Annotated in this window: 22 protein-coding genes; 19 read left to right on the top strand and 3 right to left on the bottom strand. The window is 46.2% G+C overall.

The genetic code is table 11. The features are described from left to right. Positions 1-16 precede the first annotated feature (16 nt). From LDX50_RS03630 to LDX50_RS03610, 5 genes are all read left to right on the top strand, one after another. Positions 17-1,228 carry an NADH:ubiquinone reductase (Na(+)-transporting) subunit B gene (locus tag LDX50_RS03630; RefSeq protein ID WP_225697050.1) on the top strand — a complete coding sequence of 404 codons (1,212 nt, stop codon included), beginning with the start codon at positions 17-19 and terminating at the stop codon, positions 1,226-1,228. Then, entirely contained in the window at positions 1,215-1,979 is a 765-nt protein-coding gene (gene nqrC, locus LDX50_RS03625) for an NADH:ubiquinone reductase (Na(+)-transporting) subunit C (protein ID WP_225697049.1), read from the top strand. Before LDX50_RS03630 ends, nqrC begins: the two co-directional genes overlap by 14 nt. Positions 1,980-1,985: 6 nt before the next feature. Further along, positions 1,986-2,657: an NADH:ubiquinone reductase (Na(+)-transporting) subunit D gene (locus tag LDX50_RS03620; protein ID WP_225697048.1), complete on the top strand. Its 672-nt coding sequence runs from the start codon at positions 1,986-1,988 to the stop codon at positions 2,655-2,657. Between the two features lie 10 nt (positions 2,658-2,667). Next, positions 2,668-3,279 carry an NADH:ubiquinone reductase (Na(+)-transporting) subunit E gene (gene nqrE / locus LDX50_RS03615; RefSeq protein ID WP_225697047.1) on the top strand — a complete coding sequence of 204 codons (612 nt, stop codon included), beginning with the start codon at positions 2,668-2,670 and terminating at the stop codon, positions 3,277-3,279. Positions 3,280-3,341: 62 nt separating this feature from the next. Continuing rightward, positions 3,342-3,905: a DUF502 domain-containing protein gene (locus LDX50_RS03610; RefSeq protein ID WP_225697046.1), complete on the top strand. Its 564-nt coding sequence runs from the start codon at positions 3,342-3,344 to the stop codon at positions 3,903-3,905. Here LDX50_RS03610 and mnmA read toward each other — a convergent pair whose 3' ends face one another. Together mnmA and LDX50_RS03600 are read right to left on the bottom strand one after the other, a co-directional pair. Then, a complete protein-coding gene (gene mnmA / locus LDX50_RS03605) occupies positions 3,906-5,114 on the bottom strand; it encodes a tRNA 2-thiouridine(34) synthase MnmA (RefSeq protein WP_225697045.1) in 1,209 nt (402 codons plus the stop codon). A 30-nt stretch (positions 5,115-5,144) separates the two neighbouring features. Further along, positions 5,145-5,510, bottom strand: coding sequence for a hypothetical protein (locus LDX50_RS03600; protein ID WP_225697044.1), 366 nt, complete (start codon positions 5,508-5,510; stop codon positions 5,145-5,147). An 87-nt stretch (positions 5,511-5,597) separates the two neighbouring features. On the opposite strand from LDX50_RS03600, the gene LDX50_RS03595 reads away from it, so the two are divergent. The 14 genes from LDX50_RS03595 (at position 5,598) to ftsZ (ending at position 22,317) form a co-directional block, all read left to right on the top strand. Continuing rightward, positions 5,598-6,752: a CaiB/BaiF CoA transferase family protein gene (locus LDX50_RS03595; protein WP_225697043.1), complete on the top strand. Its 1,155-nt coding sequence runs from the start codon at positions 5,598-5,600 to the stop codon at positions 6,750-6,752. A 222-nt stretch (positions 6,753-6,974) separates the two neighbouring features. Next, a complete protein-coding gene (gene mraZ, locus LDX50_RS03590) occupies positions 6,975-7,418 on the top strand; it encodes a division/cell wall cluster transcriptional repressor MraZ (protein ID WP_225697042.1) in 444 nt (147 codons plus the stop codon). Between the two features lie 6 nt (positions 7,419-7,424). Further along, positions 7,425-8,339 (top strand): 16S rRNA (cytosine(1402)-N(4))-methyltransferase RsmH, encoded by a 915-nt coding sequence (gene rsmH / locus LDX50_RS03585; RefSeq protein ID WP_225697041.1) that lies wholly within the window; start codon positions 7,425-7,427, stop codon positions 8,337-8,339. A 1-nt stretch (position 8,340) separates the two neighbouring features. Then, the gene (locus tag LDX50_RS03580; RefSeq protein ID WP_225697040.1) at positions 8,341-8,712 is read left to right on the top strand and encodes an FtsL-like putative cell division protein; all 372 of its coding nucleotides are present in this window, start codon (positions 8,341-8,343) and stop codon (positions 8,710-8,712) included. After that, entirely contained in the window at positions 8,702-10,789 is a 2,088-nt protein-coding gene (locus tag LDX50_RS03575; protein ID WP_225697039.1) for a penicillin-binding protein, read from the top strand. The genes LDX50_RS03580 and LDX50_RS03575 overlap by 11 nt, the downstream gene beginning before the upstream one ends. Beyond that, the gene (locus LDX50_RS03570; protein ID WP_225697038.1) at positions 10,789-12,252 is read left to right on the top strand and encodes a UDP-N-acetylmuramoyl-L-alanyl-D-glutamate--2,6-diaminopimelate ligase; all 1,464 of its coding nucleotides are present in this window, start codon (positions 10,789-10,791) and stop codon (positions 12,250-12,252) included. The genes LDX50_RS03575 and LDX50_RS03570 overlap by 1 nt, the downstream gene beginning before the upstream one ends. A 3-nt stretch (positions 12,253-12,255) precedes the next feature. Next, on the top strand, positions 12,256-13,464 hold the full coding sequence (mraY, locus tag LDX50_RS03565; protein ID WP_225697037.1) for a phospho-N-acetylmuramoyl-pentapeptide-transferase: 1,209 nt from the start codon (positions 12,256-12,258) through the stop codon (positions 13,462-13,464). A 126-nt stretch (positions 13,465-13,590) separates the two neighbouring features. Then, positions 13,591-14,952 (top strand): UDP-N-acetylmuramoyl-L-alanine--D-glutamate ligase, encoded by a 1,362-nt coding sequence (murD, locus tag LDX50_RS03560; RefSeq protein ID WP_225697036.1) that lies wholly within the window; start codon positions 13,591-13,593, stop codon positions 14,950-14,952. After that, on the top strand, positions 14,949-16,109 hold the full coding sequence (locus LDX50_RS03555) for an FtsW/RodA/SpoVE family cell cycle protein (RefSeq protein ID WP_225697035.1): 1,161 nt from the start codon (positions 14,949-14,951) through the stop codon (positions 16,107-16,109). Before murD ends, LDX50_RS03555 begins: the two co-directional genes overlap by 4 nt. Beyond that, the gene (gene murG, locus LDX50_RS03550) at positions 16,106-17,218 is read left to right on the top strand and encodes an undecaprenyldiphospho-muramoylpentapeptide beta-N-acetylglucosaminyltransferase (RefSeq protein ID WP_225697034.1); all 1,113 of its coding nucleotides are present in this window, start codon (positions 16,106-16,108) and stop codon (positions 17,216-17,218) included. Before LDX50_RS03555 ends, murG begins: the two co-directional genes overlap by 4 nt. Continuing rightward, positions 17,215-18,615 (top strand): UDP-N-acetylmuramate--L-alanine ligase, encoded by a 1,401-nt coding sequence (murC, locus tag LDX50_RS03545; protein ID WP_225697033.1) that lies wholly within the window; start codon positions 17,215-17,217, stop codon positions 18,613-18,615. The genes murG and murC overlap by 4 nt, the downstream gene beginning before the upstream one ends. After that, a complete protein-coding gene (locus tag LDX50_RS03540) occupies positions 18,602-19,369 on the top strand; it encodes a cell division protein FtsQ/DivIB (RefSeq protein ID WP_225697032.1) in 768 nt (255 codons plus the stop codon). The genes murC and LDX50_RS03540 overlap by 14 nt, the downstream gene beginning before the upstream one ends. Before the next feature lie 30 nt (positions 19,370-19,399). Then, positions 19,400-20,707 (top strand): cell division protein FtsA, encoded by a 1,308-nt coding sequence (gene ftsA / locus LDX50_RS03535; protein ID WP_225697031.1) that lies wholly within the window; start codon positions 19,400-19,402, stop codon positions 20,705-20,707. Between the two features lie 35 nt (positions 20,708-20,742). After that, on the top strand, positions 20,743-22,317 hold the full coding sequence (ftsZ, locus tag LDX50_RS03530; protein WP_225697030.1) for a cell division protein FtsZ: 1,575 nt from the start codon (positions 20,743-20,745) through the stop codon (positions 22,315-22,317). Between the two features lie 147 nt (positions 22,318-22,464). Here ftsZ and LDX50_RS03525 read toward each other — a convergent pair whose 3' ends face one another. Further along, complete coding sequence (locus LDX50_RS03525; RefSeq protein WP_225697029.1) at positions 22,465-23,913, bottom strand: SLC13 family permease; 1,449 nt, start codon at positions 23,911-23,913, stop codon at positions 22,465-22,467.

The raw sequence follows: 23,913 nt of genomic DNA, 5'->3' as shown, positions 1-23,913 counted from the left end.
TGCCAACCTATACGATATGAAGTTTTTAAGAGACGCGTTGGATAAGGTAAAGCCGAACTTTGAAAAGGGCGGCAAATGGGAGAAATTCTATTATGTGTATGAAGCGCATGATACACTTCTCTTCGCTCCCAACCATACCACAAAATCAAACGGGGTGCAGATTCGCGATGCAATCGATATGAAGCGTATGATGATGACAGTGATCATTGCCATGCTGCCCTGTCTGCTTTTTGGTATTTATAATGTAGGCTACCAGCATTACCTGGCCATCGGACAGCCTGATGCGGCTTTGCTTGACATGATCTGGGTAGGACTATACAAGGTGATCCCCATTGTGGCGGTTTCCTATATATTCGGACTTGGAACGGAATTTACTTTCGCAACGATTCGAAGACACCCGGTGAATGAAGGCTTCCTGGTAACAGGGATGTTGATTCCGCTTGTCATGCCTCCGGATATTCCTCTCTGGCAGGTTGCCCTTGCAACCGTTTTTGCGGTTATCATCGCAAAAGAAGCATTTGGCGGAACCGGGATGAATATTCTGAATGTGGCGCTAACCGCACGGGCATTCCTTTATTTCGCCTATCCTGGCCAGATTTCAGGAGATGTGTGGACCTACATTGGATCAGACAACCAGGCAGTAGCCGGATACTCCGGGGCAACGCCGCTTGCCATTGGCGCCGAGGCTGTAAACAACGGTCAGGATATGGTGAGCGCATTGAATACATTTAACTATGGAGATGGTTTAGCCGAGGGATTGTATTCCTTTCAGAATCTGTTCATGGGACTGTATCCCGGCTCCATCGGGGCAACCTCGGTACTCATGTGTCTTATTGGTGCCTTCGTGCTCATTTTTACAGGTGTTGGAAGCTGGAAAATTATCGTAAGTGTATTTGCCGGTGCCTATGGAATGGCGGCCCTGTTCAATGTAGTTGGAAGTAACGCTTTCATGGCGGTTCCAGCTGAATATCATCTTGTGATGGGAGGCCTGGCTTTCGGAGCTGTCTTTATGGCTACCGATCCGGTTTCTGCAGCGCAGACTGAAACAGGTAAATGGATCTACGGTCTGTTCATTGGTATACTAACCGTCCTGATCCGGGTTCTGAACCCGGCATATCCGGAGGGTATTATGCTGGCAATTCTGTTTATGAATGTCTTTGCACCCCTGGTGGATTATTATGTAGTGAAAGCAAACAAAAAACGAAGATTACAACGTGCGACAGTCTAATCAATATATCATCATATTCACCGCGATCATGACGGTCGTGGTTGGAGGTGTACTATCACTAACCTCGCAGGTACTGGCACCGGCTCAGAAGAAATCTGTTGAGCTGGATACAAAAAGCGCGATCCTGAGTTCGGTTATGGATCTGAAATCTGCCGGACTGAAGGGAGACGCAATTCTGGAGACCTACAGTAAAAGGATCAACTCTCTGGTTGTGGATATCAACGGAAACGAAGTGACTACCGATGAGAAGGGAAACCCGGTTGTTGCAGAGGAAGTGGATGTTTCAAAGAACTATAAGAAGACTCCTGAAAATCGTATGTACCCGGTATTTAAATATATGAATGAAGCCAACCCCGAGCAGGTGGATGCATATATTCTTCCCTTGTACGGAGCCGGGCTTTGGGACAAGATCTGGGGATTCGTCGCGCTTGACAGCCAGTTCGAGGAAATCGTTGGAGCTTCTTTCGACCATCGTGGAGAAACTCCCGGACTGGGCGCACGTATTGCGACCCCTGAAGTACAGGATCGCTATAAAGGCAAGAAAATATTTGACGAAACCGGAAACCTGGTTTCTGTAACCATGGTAAAAGGGGAAGGAAATTCAGGTTTGAGCGAATATCAGGTTGACGGAATGTCCGGTGCAACCATTACCGGTAAGGGACTTAACAATATGCTGAAGAATTATCTTTCGTATTATCAGTCCTATATCAATTCAGTAAAAGGAAATTCCAGAACAGCTAGTATTAATTAATAAATTATGAGTACTGAAACTGTAGAACAATCACAAGAGATAGCATTACCCAAGGAGGAGCTGTTATCCAAACGACGGAAACGTCTGGTATCGGATCCCCTGAATGATGACAACCCCATTACGGTTCAGGTACTTGGTATCTGTTCAGCATTGGCTGTAACCGTTCAAATGCGACCTACTTTCATTATGTCGGTATCGGTTGTATTTGTAATTGTCTTCTCCAACCTGATCATTTCATTGTTGCGTAATACCATTCCGAATCGTGTACGTATCATCGTTCAGCTTGCCGTAATTGCCACACTGGTAACGTTGGTTAGTGAGGTGCTGAAAGCGTATAGCTATGAGATGTACAAGGTGCTGGGGGCTTTCGTTGGTCTGATCATCACCAACTGTATAGTAATGGGACGTCTTGAAGCATTCGCAATGGGTAACAAACCGTATGATTCAGTTCTCGACGGACTTGGAAGCGGTTTTGGATATGCCTGGATCATTCTGGCTGTGGCATTCTTCAGAGAACTGCTTGGCTCAGGTTCAATATTCGGAGCAAAAGTATTTGAAATCATTGGGATCCAGAATTTTCCGACCAACGGACTCATGGTGGATTCAATCGGAGCATTCGTCGTTCTCGGACTTATCATCTGGGTGCAGCGCTGGAAAACAGGATACGTAGAACATTAATCTGAAAAACATGGAATTACTTAACCTTGGAATAAAATCCATCTTCATTGAGAATATGATCTTCGCCTATTTTCTGGGTATGTGTTCATTTCTTGCAGTATCTAAAAAGGTTTCTACGGCACTGGGTCTGGGGGCTGCGGTAATTTTCGTATTAACGATTACTGTGCCTGTGAACTGGCTGCTCCAGGAGTATGTTCTCAAAGAAGGAGCACTGGCCTGGGCAGGGGCGAGTTTTGCTGACGTGAACCTGGAATTTCTGCAGTTTATCATGTTCATCGCAGTTATCGCGGCCATGGTACAGCTGGTAGAAATGGTCATTGAAAAGTTTTCACCTGCGCTCTATGGTTCACTGGGTATATTCCTGCCTTTGATCGCTGTTAACTGTGCCATCCTGGGCTCAAGCCTTTTCATGGTACAGCGTGACTACACACTTTCTGAAGCTACTGTCTTTGGCTTTGGTTCAGGGATCGGCTGGCTGCTCGCGATCGTAGCACTGGCTGCCATCCGTGAAAAATTAAAATATTCGAATGTGCCCGACGGCCTCAAAGGTCTTGGTATTACCATGCTGATCACCGGCCTTATGGGACTCGCGTTTAAATCCTTCATCGGTATCGCGATTTAAAAATGAATTACCCAACCAATGAAGGCTTCTGTAACAGGAAGCCTTTTTTTATCCCTTAACTTATGAGCAATTTTACTGTAAAAAGGTTCCTTACTTATTTCTTCCGGGGCCTGCTGTTCGTCGTCCCGTTTGCGCTGACCATTTACATTATCTACGTGATCCTTCAATGGCTGGACGGGCTCATCCCGGTAAACATTCCCGGTCTCGGTTTGCTGATCATCATTGTGAACATTACATTCCTGGGATATCTAGCATCCTTCTTCATTACCAGGCCGTTTTTCGAGCTTTTTGAAAAGTATCTGGCAAAAATCCCGCTGGTAAATATTATCTATACATCCATCAAAGATCTTATTGGGGCATTTGTCGGGGATCATAAGAAATTCAATGTTCCTGTAACCGTAGCCCTGAATTCTGAGCAAACAGTACTTAAAGTTGGATTTATTACCCGGGAAGATTTAAATGCACTCGGTCTGCCCGGGTTCATCTCAGTCTATTTGCCACATAGTTATAATTTTTCGGGTAATCACTTCCTGGTGAAAAAAGAGATGGTACATCCGCTTCCGATGAATAGCACAGACGCGATGAAATTTGTTGTTTCCGGCGGGGTTAGTGGGTTAGAAGAATAGCTAGCTGATTACGCCTGAACCAACGAGTTCGTCACCATCGTACCATACGGCAAACTGACCGCGGGCGATGGCCTTCTGTGGCTTGTCAAAAATGATGTACATTCCATCTTCACGCGCATAGAGTGTGGCAGGTTCAAGATCCTGTCGGTAACGGATCCGTACCTGGTAACGTTCATCAGTTCCGGCTTCAAGGGCCCTGTCTGACCTGACCCAGTGAACATCATCAGCCTTTATGAAAAGGCCGGATCGGAATAATCCCGGATGGTCTTCGCCCTGTCCGGTGAAAATAGTATTCTCTTCAGTATCGGTGTCAATGATGAACAGCGGTTTGGGTGTGCCTCCGATGTTGAGGCCCTTACGTTGCCCGATCGTATAGTAATGCGCACCATTATGCTCTCCTACCACCGCACCGTCGGATGCAGAATAGTGAAACGGTTCCGTTAATGTCTTCAAAACATGAAGGTCCCCATTAATGGATGGTACTTCACCTGTATTTTCAAACATAGCGGCATCCGGGGGTATCTCTATAACTTCTCCTTTCTTTGGAGTAAGCTTTTGCTGAAGGAATTCAGGCAGCCTGACCTTACCAATGAAGCAAAGACCCTGGGAATCCTTTTTGTCGGCCGTTACCAGGTCCAGTTCACGGGCGATTGTCCGAACTTCAGGTTTGGTTAACTCGCCGATCGGGAAAAGGGCCCGTGATAGCTGATCCTGCGTCAGCTGACACAGGAAATAACTCTGATCTTTGTTTTGATCTTTTCCGGACAAGAGCTGGTATGTAACCTTGCCGTCTTTTTCTATTGTCCCTTTCCTGCAGTAGTGACCGGTTGCGATGAAATCGGCCTTAAGCTTCAGCGCAGCTTTAAGGAATATATCAAATTTTATTTCCCTGTTGCACAATACATCCGGATTGGGTGTTCGTCCTGCCTGGTATTCAGCAAACATGTAATCCACAATCCTTTCCTTGTATTCCTTGCTCAGGTCAATGGCCTGAAAGGGAATTCCAAGTTTCTGAGCGACGATCATTGCATCATGACTGTCTTCGAGCCACGGACATTCCTTGCTTATCGTAACACTGTCGTCATGCCAGTTTTTCATGAACAGACCGATCACATCATACCCCTGCTCTTTCAGCAGGTAGGCAGCAACGCTGGAGTCCACACCTCCGGACATCCCTACAACAACTCGTTTACCGGTACCCTGATTCATGCCGCAAATTTACAATTCTTTTATGTAAAGTTATTTATCAACGGATTGGTTCCGGCGGGAATGGAAATAGTGTCGCCAGGCAAATAGCGGTCGGTTATCCAGGTAGGTGAGGTTCCTTTCATTTGCATATGCCTCTTTTTCGAAACAGATCGCACGGTAGGCGGTGTCATGAGGTCTCTTAATACCTGGTTTGCCGAGCATCTTCAGTCGTAAAACGGCGTAATGACCTGCATATAGAAGCCAGTGAAATATAAAAAGCAATTCAACCTGCTGATAGAAGTGAATTCTTTCATGGTTTATTAATTCAGCAGACGGGTTCTTTGACTTAAAAAACAGAAAGATAAAGAATGAAAACCCGTCGTAAGGCCCCAGGGGAAAACCGTATATACGTATCAATCGGAAGTGAATAATGGTTATGTGAATTAATACGGAAATACTAACTTTCGGTTCGGATAAATTAGGTTATTGATGATTCCTTCCCGGATGTTTGAGGGTTTAGTAGTGATTGAACTGGCATCGGTTCTGGCGGGTCCTGCTGTCGGCCAGTTCTTCACCGAACTAGGAGCAACTGTGATCAAGGTTGAGAATCATCGCAATGGAGGTGATGTAACGCGCAGCTGGCGCCTGTCAGGAGAAAATGGGGCGATCTCTGCGTATTTTTCTTCAGTCAACTGGGGTAAGAAATCAATCGGCATTGACCTGAGTACCCATGAAGGTCGCGAAATTGTATACGAGCTTGTAAAAAAAGCAGACATTGTGCTTGCAAGTTACAGGGCTGGAAGCGCTGAAAAACTTGGGATGGATTACAAAACGCTGTCGACGTTGAACCCCTCGCTTCTCTATGGAAGCATAACCGGGTACGGCAAGGGTGATCCCCGTGTTGGCTATGATGCACTTATCCAGGCGGAATCGGGCTTTATGCACATCAATGGTGAGAAGGGGGCTGACCCTCTGAAACTGCCTGTCGCTTTAATTGATATTCTTGCCGCCCATCATTTAAAGGAAGCACTGCTCCTTGCCTACATTCAAAGGGAGCGGTCCGGAAGTGGGGGTGAAGTAACTGTTTCGTTGTGGGATGCTGCATTGTCGTCCCTGGCGAATCAGGGAGCCAACTTCCTGGTGGCAGGCCATGAACCCGCGGCATCCGGCAGTTTACACCCTAATATTGCGCCCTATGGCGAAGTGCTTGTGACAGAAGATGGCGAGCGCATCCTGCTGGCCGTTGGTACTGATTCTCAATTTCAACATCTGCTGGGGATCCTGGGGTTGGGCAGACTTCTGGAGGACGAACGGTTCAGAACTAATTCCGGCAGGGTGTCGAATCGCACTGAACTTGGCGAAGCACTAAGAAATGTATCTCTCGGAGTGACCGCCGATGTATTGCTGAATGAATGTAACAGGCTTCATATTCCTGCCGGTAGAATTCGTAAGATCAGTGAAGCCATGGAAATGTTACCGGAGCATATGTCGTTGAAAAATAATGGGTTCAGCGGTATCCGTACTTTCTTCGACGGTAATCCTGTTTCATTGTCTCCACCTCCGCTCCTGGGTGCTAACAGTAAGGATATTCTGAATGGATTTTTGCCTGCCGGAGGGTTTGATTTTGAATCCCTCCGGGCCCGTAATGTAATTTACTGATCCGACTCCCACTTTGAGACACCAGGTCTCTGTTTCAATCGAAAAATACCCCTTTTCGCGGATATCAAACTTCATCAGATCGGCTATATGTGGTCGTTCGTGGGGCTATTCTACCATATTTCGAGTATAATGTAAAAAAGTGGTTAAAAGTGGTAGGAAGTGGTGGAAAATGTCAGATTTTTTAATATGTTTGTTTATTAGAAAAGAAGCACACTATCGACAGTGACATTCCTTGCCAGTACATATGACTGTAAAATTGATGCGAAGGGCAGACTTGTTTTGCCGTCGAAAATCAAGACAAATTTTCCGGAAGATACTGGTAATGAGGTAGTTCTGAGAATGGCATTTGAGCCTTGTCTCATACTGTATCCGATGGTTGAGTTCAGAAAGACATACCAGAAGATTGCGGGTCTGAATGAATTCAACAAGGAGCACCGGGCATTGCAGCGGAACTTCTTCAGCAGTGTACAAACGGTGGAAATTGACAGTGCGGGTCGGATTTTAATTCCGAAACAAATGCTGCAGTATGCTGGATTGGAAAAGGATGCCATGGTTGTGGGTACCGGTCTGAGGGTGGAGATATGGAATCCTGAACGATACAATTCTCAGTCCATTGAAGATCCGGATGAGCTGTCGAAGCTGGCTGAAAAATATTTGCTGGAATAGTATCCGATGGATCAGCCCAGCAGTTATCATCGGCCCGTTATGTTACAGGAATGTATCGACGGGCTGAATATAGATCCGAAAGGGATTTATGTCGATGTGACGTTTGGAGGAGGAGGTCATAGCAGGGAAATCCTGAAGCATCTGAATGAGGGGCATTTATATGCTTTCGATCAGGATCAGGACGCGAGGGCCAATGCCGAGAACATCACAAAACGTTCTTTCACATTTATCGAAGCGAATTTCAGGTTTTTGAAACGATTTCTGAAGTTGCACAATGTCGGGCAGGTTAACGGGATTCTTGCCGACCTGGGGGTTTCCTCCCATCAGATTGATGAACCGGATCGTGGTTTTTCTACACGGTTCAATGCGGTTCTGGATATGCGGATGGATCAGGAGGCTTCGCTATCGGCGCGGGAGGTAATTAATACCTATGAAGAACGGGATCTTCACAGGATATTGGGAATGTATGGTGAAGTTAGAAATGCCAGGACCCTTGCCGCTGCCATTGTTGCAGAACGAATAAACCGAAGAATTGAACGGGTAGAAGATCTGATCGCCATTTTAAAGAAGTATGCGCCACGAGGCCGGGAGTTTAAGTATTATGCTCAGGTATTTCAGGCGCTACGTATTGAGGTGAACGGGGAATTGCAGGCGCTGGAGGAATTTTTGGTCCAGGCGGCAGAAGTTTTAGCGCCTCAGGGAAGACTGGTGATCATGTCCTATCATTCATTGGAAGACCGGATGGTGAAGAACTTCATCAATTCGGGAAACACTGCGGGGAAATTGGAAAAAGACTTTTATGGAAACGTGTTGAAACCACTACACCCCTTCAATAAAAAACCTATTACAGCTTCAGTGAAAGAGACACAGGAAAACAACAGAGCACGAAGTGCAAAGCTTCGGATTGCGATAAAAAAATAAAATGGCAACCAACAGATACAAAGTATCCACTACACCATCCGGGAAAAGTATTTTTTCCCTGATCGAGGGATCTCTGCGGATTCCGGTTCTTTTTGAGAATGGACTCCCGGTAAAGTACATGCCGAAAGTGCTGTTTGTGACATTGCTTGTGATCTTCTATATCGGGAATAGTCATTATGCCGATTCAACTATCCGAAAGATTGACAAGCTGAAGGTAGAGGTTGAAGATCTGCGTGCGGATTACACGACATTAAAAAGTGATTACATGTTTGCCAGCAAACAGTCGGAGATCGCTCGCAGCGTAGACAGGCTAAGAATTCAGGAAACACTTGAACCACCAAAAAAAATTGTGATCGAAGAGGGTGAATATTAAAAAATCCATATTACTCAGGGCAAGGATTGCCTTTATACTGGTAGCGCTGTTTGCCATGGCGATCATGGTAAAGGTATCGCTCATACAGTTCTCAGAGGGTGAACAATGGAATAAGATCGCCGAACAGATCAGCTACAAAACGAGGGTCGTTAAAGCCACACGCGGAAATATTTACTCCGACAACGGGAGTCTGCTCGCCACTTCACTGCCCTTTTATGAAGTCGGCTTCGATGCCACCAGAGCAAATAACGAAGTATTTGATAAAGGGCTGGATTCACTGGCCCTTCTGCTTTCCCGCCATTTCGGTGATTTGTCGGCCAAGTCGTATGCACGGAAGATCAAAGATGCGCGCAGTACAGGCCGTCAGTATATCCTCCTGAACCGCCGTCAGATCGGATATCAGGAGAAAAAGAAAATGGAAACCTGGCCCATATTCCGTGAAGGTCGTCTGGGTGGGGGAGTGATCTTTGAAAAAGTAGACAAACGCTTCCGTCCGTTTAATAACCTAAGCCGAAGAACAATTGGGTTTATCAATGAAAATCACCGCGGGGCGGGACTGGAATATAGCTTTGATCAGTTCCTTGCAGGTAAGGACGGTCAGGCCCTCTACCAAAAAATGGCGGGAGGAAGCTGGAGACCTGTATTTGACGGCAGTGAGGTAAAGACAGAAAATGGTTATGACATTGAGACGACCATCGATATAAACCTTCAGGATGTTTCTGAAACTGCCCTGCTGCGTGCGTTGGAATATCACGATGCAGATTACGGAACCGTTGTTGTCATGGAAGTAAAGACTGGTGAGATCAAGGCGATCTCAAACCTAAGCCGGAATGAGAACGGGTCGTACTATGAGCGTTATAACCATGCCATCGGGGGTCTGATGGAGCCGGGATCTACCTTCAAACTGGTAACGATGATGGCGTTGCTCGAAGAAACCAATATCAGCCTTGAAGATAGCATTGATACAGGAGACGGAACCTTCAAGTTTTACAATAACACTGTTCGTGATCATGAAGCCGGCGGATACGGAACGATCACGATACGGGATGCGTTTGAAAAATCGTCGAACGTGGCTATGGCCAAGCTGGTAGATGAGAACTTTGGTCTGAAACCCGAGAAATATCTTGATTACGTTGATGAATTAAAACTTTCACAGCCGCTGGGAATCCAGATTAAGGGTGAGGGTGTTCCAAAGATCAAGCGGCCTCAGGACAAGGACTGGAGTGGAATCACTTTGCCATGGATGGCGTATGGATATGGCTTTGAGATCACGCCGCTTCAAACCCTTTCAATCTATAATGCAGTTGCCAATAATGGCCGGCTTATTCGCCCCTTGCTTGTGAAACGTGTACGTCGCGCAGACAAGATTGTTGAGACCTTCGAACCGGCTGTTTTGAATCGTAAGATCTGTTCGGAAGAAACGCTGGAGAAGTTGCAGGAGATTTTGGAAGGTGTTGTCGAGCGTGGTACTGCGATGAATATCAAGAATGATCATTACAAGATCGCCGGAAAAACCGGTACTGCCCAGGTGCTGGAAAGTGGACGGTATACCCGTAAGTACATCACTTCCTTCGCTGGATATTTTCCGGCAGATGCTCCCAAATACAGCGCTATTGTGGTGATCAAAAATCCGAAAGGCTGGCGGCAATACGGAAGTAATGTGGCGGCTCCGGTTTTCAAGGAAATTGCAGATAATATTTACGCACGGGACATCGACCTGCATGAATCTGAGGTGCTTGCGGAGGTGGATGATGACCACTTTCCCCTGATCCGTGGTGGAGTTCAGGATGAATTAAGAATCATTTGTGATGAGCTTCAGATCCCGAATGCAGGGTTGGAAAATTCCGAATGGGTAAAGACAGAGGTAAGTGGGGATACGATCCAGTGGAAAGAATTTGAAATGGCTGAAACCCTGGTTCCGGATGTAACGGGCATGACCCTGCGGGACGCATTGTATTTGCTTGAAAAACATGGTTTGAGGGTACAGTTTAATGGATACGGACGGGTAAAGAACCAGTCAATCCGGCCCGGAACGAAATTTAAAAAAGGTAACGAAATTAAAATAACGCTCAGTTAATGGGGCAATTACGCGACTTGTTATATAAGGTATCATTGCTGTCCACATCCGGTGACATGGGAGTGGACATCGGGCATATTACCTTTGATTCAAGAGAAGTCCGTAAAGGTTCTCTTTTTATCGCTGTTCGCGGTACACAGGTTGACGGCCATCGTTTTATTAATCCCTCCATTGATCAGGGTGCCGTTGCCATCGTATGTGAAGAGCTTCCCCTGGAACTGGCAGAAAATGTTGCTTACATTGCTGTACGTAACAGCGCGGAAGCTTTAAGCCGCCTGGCCATCAACTTCTTCGGTAATCCTGCATCAAGTCTGAAAATCGTAGGTGTTACCGGCACGAATGGCAAAACGACAGTTACAACCCTTCTTTATAACCTCTTCAGAAACCTCGGGCATAAAACAGGACTGCTTTCTACAGTAGTCAATAAGATCGACGGACGGGAACTGGCGGCTTCTCACACCACGCCTGATGCCGTATCGCTGAATTCCATGCTGAAGGAAATGGTTGATGAAGGGTGCACACATTGTTTTATGGAAGTGAGCTCGCACGCACTGGATCAGAGACGTGTCTCCGGACTCGAATTTGCCGGCGGTGTTTTCACCAATATCACACATGATCACCTGGATTACCATAAGACATTTGATGAATACATAGCCGCCAAGAAGAGGCTTTTTGATGATTTGCCTGCAGAGGCATTTGCATTGGTGAATGTCGATGACAAACGGGGCCGCATCATGCTTCAGAATACACGGGCCACCAAGCATACATATGCGCTGCGTTCAGTGGCCGAATTTAAGGGACGGCTCATGACCAATTCGCTGCAGGGGCTTGAGATGGAGGTGGATGGTAAAGAAGCATGGTTCACGATGATTGGTGATTTCAATGCCTATAACCTCCTTGCTGCATACGGTACGGCTGTATTGCTTGGTGAGGATCCGGATGATGTGATCACTAAACTAACCATCACAAACGGAGCTCCTGGCCGGTTTGAGCAGGTACTAAGTGAAACGGGTATCACCGCACTGGTGGATTATGCGCATACCCCCGATGCCCTCCAGAATGTCCTTGAGACCATACGCGAATTGAGAACCGGTAATGAGCAGGTAATCACGGTGGTTGGATGTGGTGGAGACCGTGACAAAGGTAAGCGTCCGCTGATGGCATCGATTGCCTGTAAATACAGTGACAAGGTGATCCTTACTTCAGATAATCCCCGGAATGAAGATCCGCTGGAGATTCTGAAGGATATGCAGGCAGGCGTAAGTCCGGCTGATTATAAAAAGACTGTTGTCCTCGCAGACCGTGAAGAGGCGATCAAAACCGCCTGTATGATGTCGCAATCGGGGGATATTATCCTGGTGGCCGGAAAAGGGCACGAGAAATACCAGGAGATCAATGGGGTGAAACATCCTTTTGATGACAAGGAAGTATTATCAAGAATGTTAAATCTGTTTACGAACTGAAATATGCTGTATTATCTGTTTGACTATCTGGATCGGGAATATGATTTACTGGGGGCTGGTGTCTTTCAGTATATTTCCTTCCGTGCAGGTATGGCAGCTTTTGTTTCGCTTTTTATTGCCATTTTAATTGGCAAGCGCATTATTAATTTTTTGCGCCGTAAACAGGTTGGTGAAGATATCCGTGATCTGGGATTGGAAGGACAGATGCAGAAAAAGGGAACTCCAACGATGGGAGGGATCATCATCATCGCGGCCATTATCATCCCGGTTTTGCTTTTCGCACAGATCGACAATATTTATGTGATCCTGTTGCTCATCACAACCTTATGGCTGGGTATAATCGGATTCCTGGATGATTATATCAAGGTATTCAGAAAGAATAAAAAGGGACTTGCCGGAAAGTTCAAGGTAGTGGGCCAGATTGGTATCGGCCTGATCGTTGGCTTAACGCTTTATTTTCATGAGGATGTCACTGTGCGAAGCTACACAGGGGAGGTGCGCATGGAAAACAATGAAATTATCCGGGAATATGAGGATGTGAAATCCAACAGGACTACAGTCCCCTTTGTAAAAAACAACGAGCTGAGTTACGATCGGATTCTCTCTTTTGCAGGAGATGATTTCACCTGGATGTTCTACGTCCTGATCGTAATTTTTATCATCACTGCCGTATCTAACGGAGCGAATATTACCGATGGAATTGATGGCCTTGCAGCAGGCACATCAGCCATTATTGGATTAACCCTGGCCATTTTTGCGTACCTCTCAGGCCGTGTGGATTTCAGTCAGTATCTGAATATCATGTTTATTCCGAATCTGAGTGAAGTCGTGATTTTTTGCACGGCATTTGTCGGGGCGTGTATCGGTTTTCTCTGGTACAATTCATACCCCGCACAGGTCTTCATGGGTGATACCGGAAGTCTTTCATTGGGTGGAATTATTGCGGTAATAGCCCTGGTGGTAAGAAAAGAATTAATGATCCCCTTGTTATGCGGGGTCTTCCTGATCGAAAATCTCTCGGTGATTTTGCAGGTCAGCTATTTTAAGTATACGAAGCGCAAGTATGGGGAGGGACGACGGATTTTTAAGATGTCACCTCTGCATCACCACTACCAGATGCAAAATATGCATGAGGCTAAGATCGTAACCCGATTCTGGATGGTAGGTATTCTGTTGGCGATAATGACATTAGCAACCTTGAAATTAAGATGATCAATATGTGTGACATCCATACGATGATTCTTAACTGGCTGATCGGCCTGGTCAGAAGGGTGATTAGGCTGGTCGTCAGTAAGATTGACGTACGGGAAGAGAGTATTACGCAACTGGAAATGTAGAATGAAACAACGACTAGTCATATTGGGAGCCGGGGAATCCGGTACAGGGGCGGCCCTTTTGGGTCAGGCCAGGGGCTATGACGTGTTCGTTTCAGACGCTAACAAAATTTCGGAGAAATATAAAGCGGAGTTGGAGCAGGCGGGTGTCATTTATGAAGAGGGCGGTCACACGGCCGACTATATTCTTGATGCACGGATCATCATTAAGTCGCCGGGCATTAGCCCCGAGACAGAAATCATACAACAGGCGATGGCTCGTGAGATCGAGATCATCGATGAGCTTGAATTTGCTTTCCGGTTCACTTCGGCAAAGATTATTGCTATTACAGGGACCAATGGAAAGACAACGACCACCCTGCTGACGTATCACCTGATGAAGGAGACTGGATTCGATGTGGGTCTGGCGGGTAATGTTGGCAAGAGTCTCGCCCGGCAGCTGCTCGACGGTGAAAAAGATTACTATGTGGTTGAGATCAGTAGTTTCCAGCTGGATGGCACGCGCACATTCCGTCCCTATATTTCAATGCTGCTGAATATTACGCCGGATCACATGGACCGGTATCAGTATAGCTTGAAGAACTATGTGAACAGCAAGCTCCGGATCATTCAGAATCAAACTGAAGAGGACCATTTTATTTACAATGCCGAAGATCCCATACTCACTGAAGAGCTGGTCACGCGCGGGTTGTTCAAACCACTGGGTCACGGGTTTTCCATCGACGGAAGTAAGGCTGCTGAAATGTATTACCGGAAAGGAAAGATGTACTTCTTTGGATTCTGGATCGCCCAAAAAGACACACCACTTCGCGGATTACACAATGCGCAGAATATAATGGCCGCAGTGGAGGCATTACGAATCCTTGGTGCCGATGCTGATCAGGTTAAAAAGGCGTTAAAAACGTTCACAAATGCACCGCATCGCCTGGAATACGTCGCTACTATCAATGATGTTAAATTTTTTAACGACTCCAAGGCTACGAATGTGGATTCGGTGAAATATGCGCTGGATGCATTCGATGAGCCGTTGGTCTGGATTGCCGGGGGCATTGACAAAGGAAATGATTACAAACTGATCATGGAACAGGTGAATAAGAAAGTAAAGGCACTGGTTTGTCTCGGTACCAATAATCTGCGCTTGCGGGATGCATTTCATGACCAGATCGTCGACATCATGGAAACCAGGACCATGCAGGACGCGGTACGTGGTGCGATGGGGTATGCACGTGCGAATGATGTTGTGCTACTATCACCGGCTTGTGCAAGCTTTGATCTTTTCAGGAATTATGAAGATCGTGGAAATCAGTTCCGTGAAACGGTGCTGGCATTAAAAGAAGAGTTTGAAAAAAATCAGCAGATGCAATGATCGCGATAAAAGAATGGACCGACAAACATCTGAAGGGAGACCCGGTGATCTGGGCCGTAGTGATATTGCTGTCGATCATCTCGATACTGGTTGTTTACAGTGCGACCGGAACGCTGGCATTTAAGCGAATGAGCCATCCGGAAGCCTATCTCATGAAGCATACCCTTTTGATGGGACTCGGACTTTCAGCCATGTGGCTTGCCCACAAAATCGATTACAGGTATTATTCCCGCTTATCGCGCTTTGCACTTTGGATCAGCGTACCCTTACTCCTTTATACCTTTACGAACGGAGTAAGCCTGAACGATGCATCACGGTGGATCATGATTCCTGTGATCAATGCTTCTTTCCAACCTTCTGATCTTGCGAGTCTTGCCCTCATAACAAGTCTGGCGAGTATGCTCGCAAAACGCCAGCAAAATATTCGAGACTTCAAAGAGTCGCTAATCCCCATGCTGATCTGGTGTGGCGTTATTTGCGGGTTGATTGCACTGACCAACCTTTCGTCCGCGATTTTACTTTTCCTGACCTGCATGCTGATCATGTTCATCGGAAGGGTACCTGTCAAATACCTGGCGATGCTCATTTTCGTAGGTGCAATAGCAGGTGTGGCGGCTATTGAATTGGGTGTTCGTGGTGAAACGGCAAAAAGCCGGATCGAAAGTTTTATAAAAGGTGAGGAACTTCCCTACCAGGCCAAGCATGCGCGTATCGCCGTAGCAACCGGTGGGATCACCGGGGTCGGACCTGGTCAGAGTCAGCAGCGAAATATTCTCCCCCATCCGTATTCTGATTTCGTTTACGCGATCATCATTGAGGAATACGGAATGATTGGCGGCGGTGCTGTACTAATACTGTACCTGGTCCTCTTATTCCGTGGAATGAAGGCCGTCTATCAAAGCGAACGTGTTTTCGGGGGATTACTCTCGGCGGGATTGAGCTTCGCCATCGTGATGCAGGCAATGATCAATATGGGAGTTGTGGTTGGACTGGGCCCGATCACTGGTTTACCCTTGCCCATGGTAAGTATGGGAGGAACGTCATTGCTATTTACGGGAATTTCACTGGGAATAATTCTCAGTGTCAGCCGGGGAGAGACTGATACTACGTTTTCAGTGAAAAATGAAGGAACTAAAAATGTAATGAGAACAGCGTGACAGGCGGTAAACCATATCGATTTATCATCAGCGGTGGCGGCACCGGCGGACATATCTATCCTGCTTTAGCAGTGGCTGCTGAAATTCGCCGGCGTTATGCAGATAGTAAAATTCTTTTTGTAGGCGCGCAGGGTAAAATGGAAATGACCAAGGTGCCTGAAGCCGGATTTGAAATTCGCGGACTTTGGATCAGTGGTTTTCAGCGATCCCTTTCGACAAGGAATCTGATGTTTCCCTTTAAACTGATTCACAGCTGGTTTGCAGCCAGAAATATTCTTCGTGAGTTCAAACCGGATGCTGTAGTTGGTTTTGGAGGGTATGCCAGCGGTCCGATGATGCTCGCTGCTACCGGACGCCGCATTCCATCGATGATCCAGGAGCAGAACAGCTATGCAGGATTAACCAACCGGAAGCTTGGAAATCGGGTTGAAAAGATCTGCGTGGCATACGAAGGAATGGAAAAGTATTTTCCGAAGGATAAAATAGAGATTACCGGAAACCCGGTTCGTAAGGATATTATTGGACTGGAAACAAAACGTCAGCAGGCGCTCACCCATTTCGGGCTTGACGATGACAGGCCCGTTGTATTGATCCTTGGTGGAAGCCTGGGGGCGCGTACGATCAACAACAGTGTGCTCAGCCACCTGCAGCTCCTGAAAGATGCCAACGTTCAGGTGCTGTGGCAGACAGGTAAATTCTATCATCAGGAAATGACCGAAAAAGCAAGTGCGCAGGGAGATCATGCGGGAATTCAGGTTCTTGAATTCATTCGTGAAATGGATCTTGCCTATGCCGCTTCAGATATCGTTATCTCCCGTGCCGGAGCGTTGTCGATATCAGAATTGTGCCTGGCAGGAAAGCCGGTGGTATTCGTTCCTTCATCCAATGTGGCTGAAGATCATCAAACGAAAAACGCGAAGGCTTTAACATCGAAAGGTGCTGCATTGATGGTAACCGATGAACAGGCACCCGAACAACTGATTCCTACAACGCTGGAACTGCTTAGTGATAGTAAACAGATGGATGAACTGGCAAGACGAATTAAGGCCATGGCAAAGCCCCGGGCAACGGAAGATATCGTAAATGAACTTGAAAAAATTATCGCGTGAAACTAACTGACTACAATAACGTCTATTTCCTTGGCATCGGTGGAATCGGTATGAGTGCCCTTGCGCGTTGGTTTAACCGGAATGGATTTGAGGTGGCTGGTTATGACCGTACTTCCACCGTACTTACCGATGAGCTGGAGTCAGAAGGAATATCGATTCATTTCAATGATGACCCGTCGGAGATTCCTGCAGACTTCCTTGGGGATGCGGAACACCTCCTGGTGATCTATACGCCTGCGATACCTGCAGAACACCTTGAAATGAATTTTATCCGAGACCTAGGCATACCCATGTTTAAGCGCAGCCAGATCCTCGGAAAGATAACCGAAAACCTTTTCACCATTGCCGTTGCCGGAACACATGGAAAGACTACGACCTCTTCCATGATTGCTCATATATTGAAGTTCGCGGGTAAAGATATAGCAGCATTTTTAGGTGGAATTGCCACAAACTATAACAGCAACTTTATCGCTAATGAAGGAGATCTGAACAAAGTCCTTGCCGTGGTGGAGGCCGATGAATTTGATCGTTCATTTCTTACCCTGATGCCAGACCTCGCGGTAGTGACTTCTGCAGATGCTGATCATCTGGATATATACGGTGACAGCGAAAGCCTGAAGGAGTCGTTCAGGGAGTTTATAAAAAGAGTAAAGAATACTGGCCATATCTTCATCAAAGAAGGCCTGGAAGAAAATTTAGTACCAATCGATCTAAAGGCTTCCGTGCATACGTACGGATTGAACCGGGGACAATTTTTTGCAAGTAATATCACAATAGAACGTGGTTTTTTCGTCTTCGATTACACCGATCATGAGTATCTCATCAAAGGTATCAGACTTGGTGTTTCCGGTTTTCATAATGTGGAAAACGCAACTGTAGCGATGGCCATAGCACTTTCACTGGGTGTTGAGCCTGCAATAGTGAAAGAGGCGATGGAGTCGTATAGCGGTGTTAAGCGCAGATTTGAATACCTGCTGAGAACTGATAAGATCGTATTCGTTGATGATTACGCCCATCATCCGGAAGAGATCAGTGCATTTTTGAAATCATTGCGTGCACTCTATCCGAATAAAAAAATAACGGCTGTATTTCAGCCGCATCTTTTCAGTCGCACAAGGGACTTTGCCGAGGAATTTGGGGAGAGCCTCAGCCTGGCGGATGATGTGATCCTGCTCGAGATATATCCTGCGCGGGAAAAACCTATCCCGGGCGTGAATGCATCTATGATTCTGAATAAGATCCGTCACACCGATAAAATAGTAAGCACCAAGGAAGGCCTTATCGATATGCTGGAAGGTAAAACACTGGAGGTTGTCGCCACTATCGGTGCAGGAGATATTGATCAGCTGGTGGCACCATTAAAGAAATATTTAAAGTCGCGCTATGAAGTTGAATAAATCATATATCAGACAAGGCGGACGAGTACTGTTGGTACTGGCGTTCATGGTAATGGCTATCGCATTTACAGATCGCGTAGACAATGGGGATACATGTAATGAGCTGGTTATCAATATTCTCAATCAGACCGATAATTACTATCTGGATGAATCTGATGTGAGTAACCTGGTGACAGACCATGGTCAGACTCTGGTAACAGGTCAGCCATTTTCAGAGCTCAATTTAAAAGAGATGGAAGGTAAGGTACGGGAAGAGCCGTTTGTTGAGGATGTTGAAATTTATCGTGATCTGAAAGGTAATCTTATCGTAAATGTAGACCTGAAGCGTCCAATGGCCCGAATCATACGCTCAGGAGCACCACATGCCTACATTGCCGAAGATGGTACAATCATGCCGGTATCTGAGAAATTCACATCCAGGGTCGTACTAGTTTCCGGAAAATATGCTGATAAACTGATCGCCCAGAAAGAAGAAGATGCAGAGAGTAATGAACAGGTTCTTCAAATGCTTCGCACCGTTTACGAGGATCCATTCTGGAGCGGACAGGTTGCACAGATCGATATTGACAAAAATTTGAATATGACAATTTACCCCCAGGTAACGAAACAGCGGATAGAGTTTGGCAAACCGGTTGACCTGGAGGAAAAATTTGCCAAGCTGATGATTTTCTATAAGAAGATCCTGCCCAGTAAAGGGTGGAATACATACGATCGCGTGAACGTAGAATTTAAGGACCAGATAATAGCAGAATAACAACCACTAACATAATAACAATTAACAACCATGGAAAATGACAAGATCGTAGTTGGACTGGACATCGGCACAACCAAAATTTGTGCGATTGTTGGCAGAAAGAACGAGTTTGGTAAACTGGAAGTGCTTGGCATGGGAAAGGCCGATTCTGACGGCGTAATACGGGGTATTGTAACCAATATCGACAAGACAGTCAATGCAATTGAGAAGGCCATACGGGAGGCCGAAGAACAGTCGGGAATCGAGATCAACGTAGTGAACGTTGGGATTGCCGGCCAGCACATTAAGAGTTCCATTCATCACGGAAGTATTACACGTTCCACAAAAGATGATGAAATTACTATTGAAGACATCAATCGCCTGAACAGCGATATGTACCGCATCGTAATTCCACCGGGCAGCGAGATCATTCACGTGATGCCTCAGGATTATACAGTGGATTATGAGGACGGTATCAAGGACCCGGTGGGTATGTCTGGCGTGAAGCTTGAAGCAGATTTTCATATCATCACTGCCCAGACAAATGCGATCAACAATATTAACAAGTGTGTGCGCCGGGCCGGTCTTGAAATTGAAAACCTGATATTAGAGCCGCTTGCCTCGAGTCTTGCCGTGTTAAGCGAAGAGGAGAAGGAAGCTGGTATTTGCCTGGTGGATATCGGAGGCGGTACTACAGATATTGCGATCTTTCACGATAATATTATCCGACATACTGCGGTAATTCCATTTGGCGGCAATATTATCACATCCGATATTAAGCAGGGATGCCAGGTCATGCAGCACCAGGCAGAATTACTGAAAACCAAATTCGGCCGTGCCATTGCCGAGGATGCAAGTCCGAATGAAATCGTTTCAATTCCCGGGATTCGTAACCGTCCGCCAAAGGAAATCTCCGTAAAAAACCTCGCCCACATTATTGAGGCGCGTATGGAAGAGATCATTGAGCTGATTCATACTGAAATCGTTACTTCCGGATATGAGAACAGGCTGGCAGGAGGGATTGTGATAACCGGTGGCGGATCACAACTCATTAACCTGAAACAGCTGGTTGAATATATGACAGGCATGGATGCCCGTATTGGTTACCCGAATGAACACCTGGGTAAGAGCAAGACTGAATCGGTGAAGAGTCCGATGTATGCCACTTCCGTAGGTCTTGTGTTGTCGGGCTTCAGGGCTATCGACGAAAGGGAAAACAGGTACAAGGAAGTTACGGCTCGTGGAAAGCAACACGATAATAAGAAAGTACGTCCATCCGGATCAGACTTTTTCTCCAAGATCCTGAATAAGACTAAAGGGCTGCTTATTGATGATTTTGATACAAGATCCGACTACTAATTTTTTGAATCAACAACCACTAAATACACAATATTATGTCTGAAAACGCCTATAAATTTGATTTGCCAAAACACCATAAATCGATCATTAAGGTGATTGGTGTTGGTGGAGGAGGCAGTAATGCTGTAAACCACATGTTCAACCAGGGAATAAAGGATGTTGAATTTGTGGTATGTAACACCGATGCTCAGGCTTTGAAAGCGAGCGTTGTTCCAAATAAGCTTCAGATCGGCGCCAACCTCACCGAAGGTCTTGGTGCAGGAGCCAATCCTGATGTTGGAAAGAATGCCGCTTTGGAGAGCCGTGAAGATATTCGCGATCTGCTCGGCCATGACACAAAAATGGTCTTTATCACTGCCGGAATGGGAGGTGGAACCGGAACAGGTGCTGCTCCCGTGATTGCCAAGATTGCCAAGGAAATGGATATCCTGACTGTGGGAATCGTGACGGCGCCCTTCTCTTTTGAGGGTAAAAAGAAATTTGGCGCTGCCCAGCGGGGGATTGATGAGCTCAAGGAAAACTGCGATACTGTTCTTGTGATCCTCAATGATAAACTCAGAGAGATTTACGGAAACCTTTCTATTGGAAATGCTTTCGGACAAGCTGATAACATCCTTACTACTGCGGCCAAAGGAATAGCTGAAATCATCACCGTGGCAGGATATGTGAACGTCGATTTTCAGGATGTCCGTACCGTAATGCATAATGCAGGCGCGGCGGTTATGGGATCATCGCAGACCAAGGGTGAGAACAGGGCACGCAGAGCGGCTGAAGAAGCATTGTCGTCACCGTTGCTGGATAACCGGGACATCATGGGTGCTCAAAAGATACTTCTTTCCATTATCTCGGGTGAGCAGGCCGAACTACAGATGGATGAACTTACTGAGATCACCGAATATATTCAGATGGAAGCGGGTGATGATGCCGAAGTAATATTTGGTCATGGTGTGGATCCGGAGCTGGAAGATTATATCAGGGTGACCGTGATTGCCACCGGTTTTGACCATGAGGTTACAGGAAATGGAGGCCGTGAGTATGAAATAAAACGGACAGTTATGGACCTTGAAAAGCCGGTTCAACAGCAGACAACCATTTTTGATGATAATCCAAGCGATTCGCAGGAAATGATCCTGAAGCACAAGGAAGAGGAGGCTGAGGAAAAATTGGAGGAAAAGGAAAAACCGGAGTTAGGTGAGCGCTTCTATCATTTTACAATAGAAAATCATAAGCCGGCAATTACTGATGATGCAGACTTTGGTGATGATGAAGGTGAAGACTCACTTTTTTCTGAAGAGGATGAGATGGAAGTAACTGATATTTCGTCAGACGATGATTTCTTCAGCAATGATGGAATGATGGATATTAATAATACAAAGGAACGACTCCAGGAGCAGGCAAATAAACGTATTGAAAAACTGCATGCTTCGGGACGTGTTGAAATGAGACCTGATGAATTTAAAGAACGCCTGGACGTACCAGCATATTTGCGTAAGCAGGTACGATTTCAGTCGGTCCCCCATTCTTCAGAACCTCATGTCTCCAAGTACAATCTGAATGATGACAATCAGATACTTGGAAACAATCGATTCTTACACGATAACGTGGATTGATGATTATGTAAGTACATACGGACACAAACCTTCTTACTTTCCAATTTTGTAGTGGTTGTTGGTTGTAATTTTTCTGGAAGGTTCTGGTATGTAATTTTTTAAACTATACCTCCCGGTCCCGTCCGGGAGGTTTTCATTTTATACGGGTTAGGATAAAAAGGGAACCAGGTAGTAGGTAAAAACAGATAAAATGATCACTGCGATCAAATTGAGCAAGAATCCTGCGCGCATCATATCATTAATCCGAATATACCCGCTCGAATAAACAATGGCATTGGGCGGTGTGGAGATGGGCATCATAAAGGCACAGCTGGAGGCCATCGTGGCAGGGATCACCAGACGCAGGGGGTCTTCACCCATACCGGCAGCCACGGCGATAAGAACGGGGAGCATTATTGTAACGAGTGCCACATTGCTCATAAGTTCGGTCATGAACAAAACAATTGCGGTTACAAGTAAAATCAAAAGGAGTTTATTTATTGAATCATAACTGGCCACATAAGCGCCAATGTGCTCAATGATCCCTACTTTTTCCATGGCAGCGGCAAGAGAAATCCCCCCACCGAACAATAACAGTATACCCCAGGGAAGATCACGTGTATCGTCCCATGTGAGAAGTGTGCGCACCGGCTTTATGCCGGATGGAATGATGAACATTGCACTTCCTCCCGCCATGGCAGTCACATGATCAGTTAAAAGGTTTGCTCCCAGCAATGAATTGATTTGTGCCTTGAACATCCATGCGAAAATGGTCATTCCAAAAATGGCAATAACGACTTTCTCTTCCTGTTTGAGGGCTCCGAGTTCAGCAAGTTTGTTATTCACCAGTTGCCTGCTACCAGATACTGCCTTTAAATTATTCCGGAATAGTATGCGTGTTGTTAACAGATAAACTACTGTAAGCATCATAATTCCGCATGGAATACCAACCAGCAGCCAGCGGGAGAAAGACATCTCATAATTCGCTAGTTTGCTCAGATAGCCTGCCATCACAACGTTGGGGGGCGTTCCGATGATTGTCATAAATCCACCAATATTTGCCGCATAGGCAATGGAGAGCATTAGTCCAAGTGCAAATTTCCTTTCGTCGGAATCCAGTCTGGCATCTGCGAGTAAAAGATCAGTTACGGAGATTGCGATCGGGAGCATCATTACCGCCGTGGCAGTATTGCTCACCCACATGCTCAGTACGGCTGTGGCGATGGTAAACCCCAGGATTATCCCGTTACCGCTTGTGCCGGTATACCGTAGAATATTAAGGGCAATTCGTTCATGTAAACGGTGTTTTTGTAAGGCCAGTGCCAGCATGAAACCTCCCATGAAAAGAAAAATCACAGGATTTGCATAAGAAGAAGCCGCTTCCCCGATGGAAGAAATGTTGGCAAGTGGCAGTATAATGAGCGGCAATAAGGCTGTGACCGGAAGCGGGACAGATTCCAGTATCCACCATGTAACCATCCAGGTGGCCAGTCCGATCGTTCGCGCCATCATTTCATCGGCGGAGAAATAGAGAACTATCTGGTACAAAATGAAACCTCCGACGGGTCCGGCAATTAAATTGATCAGGGGCCTGTATGAATGCCTGGTACTATTCAA

It is taken from the genome of Fulvivirga sedimenti (assembly GCF_020328055.1).
Note: the sequence above shows the minus strand (reverse complement) of the source record. Positions and strands in the feature narration are given on the sequence as shown.

Excerpts from the sequence above, each read along its gene's own strand:
- LDX50_RS03595 (WP_225697043.1), top strand. The coding sequence starts at position 5,598 with ATGTTTGAGGGTTTAGTAGTGATTGAACTGGCATCGGTTCTGGCGGGT.
- LDX50_RS03580 (WP_225697040.1), top strand. The coding sequence starts at position 8,341 with ATGGCAACCAACAGATACAAAGTATCCACTACACCATCCGGGAAAAGT.
- nqrE (WP_225697047.1), top strand. The coding sequence starts at position 2,668 with ATGGAATTACTTAACCTTGGAATAAAATCCATCTTCATTGAGAATATG.
- LDX50_RS03610 (WP_225697046.1), top strand. The coding sequence starts at position 3,342 with ATGAGCAATTTTACTGTAAAAAGGTTCCTTACTTATTTCTTCCGGGGC.
- LDX50_RS03555 (WP_225697035.1), top strand. The coding sequence starts at position 14,949 with ATGATCGCGATAAAAGAATGGACCGACAAACATCTGAAGGGAGACCCG.
- LDX50_RS03620 (WP_225697048.1), top strand. The coding sequence starts at position 1,986 with ATGAGTACTGAAACTGTAGAACAATCACAAGAGATAGCATTACCCAAG.
- LDX50_RS03540 (WP_225697032.1), top strand. The coding sequence starts at position 18,602 with ATGAAGTTGAATAAATCATATATCAGACAAGGCGGACGAGTACTGTTG.
- LDX50_RS03570 (WP_225697038.1), top strand. The coding sequence starts at position 10,789 with ATGGGGCAATTACGCGACTTGTTATATAAGGTATCATTGCTGTCCACA.
- murD (WP_225697036.1), top strand. The coding sequence starts at position 13,591 with ATGAAACAACGACTAGTCATATTGGGAGCCGGGGAATCCGGTACAGGG.
- LDX50_RS03630 (WP_225697050.1), top strand. The coding sequence starts at position 17 with ATGAAGTTTTTAAGAGACGCGTTGGATAAGGTAAAGCCGAACTTTGAA.
- ftsA (WP_225697031.1), top strand. The coding sequence starts at position 19,400 with ATGGAAAATGACAAGATCGTAGTTGGACTGGACATCGGCACAACCAAA.
- mnmA (WP_225697045.1), bottom strand. The coding sequence starts at position 5,114 with ATGAATCAGGGTACCGGTAAACGAGTTGTTGTAGGGATGTCCGGAGGT.
- mraY (WP_225697037.1), top strand. The coding sequence starts at position 12,256 with ATGCTGTATTATCTGTTTGACTATCTGGATCGGGAATATGATTTACTG.
- ftsZ (WP_225697030.1), top strand. The coding sequence starts at position 20,743 with ATGTCTGAAAACGCCTATAAATTTGATTTGCCAAAACACCATAAATCG.
- rsmH (WP_225697041.1), top strand. The coding sequence starts at position 7,425 with ATGGATCAGCCCAGCAGTTATCATCGGCCCGTTATGTTACAGGAATGT.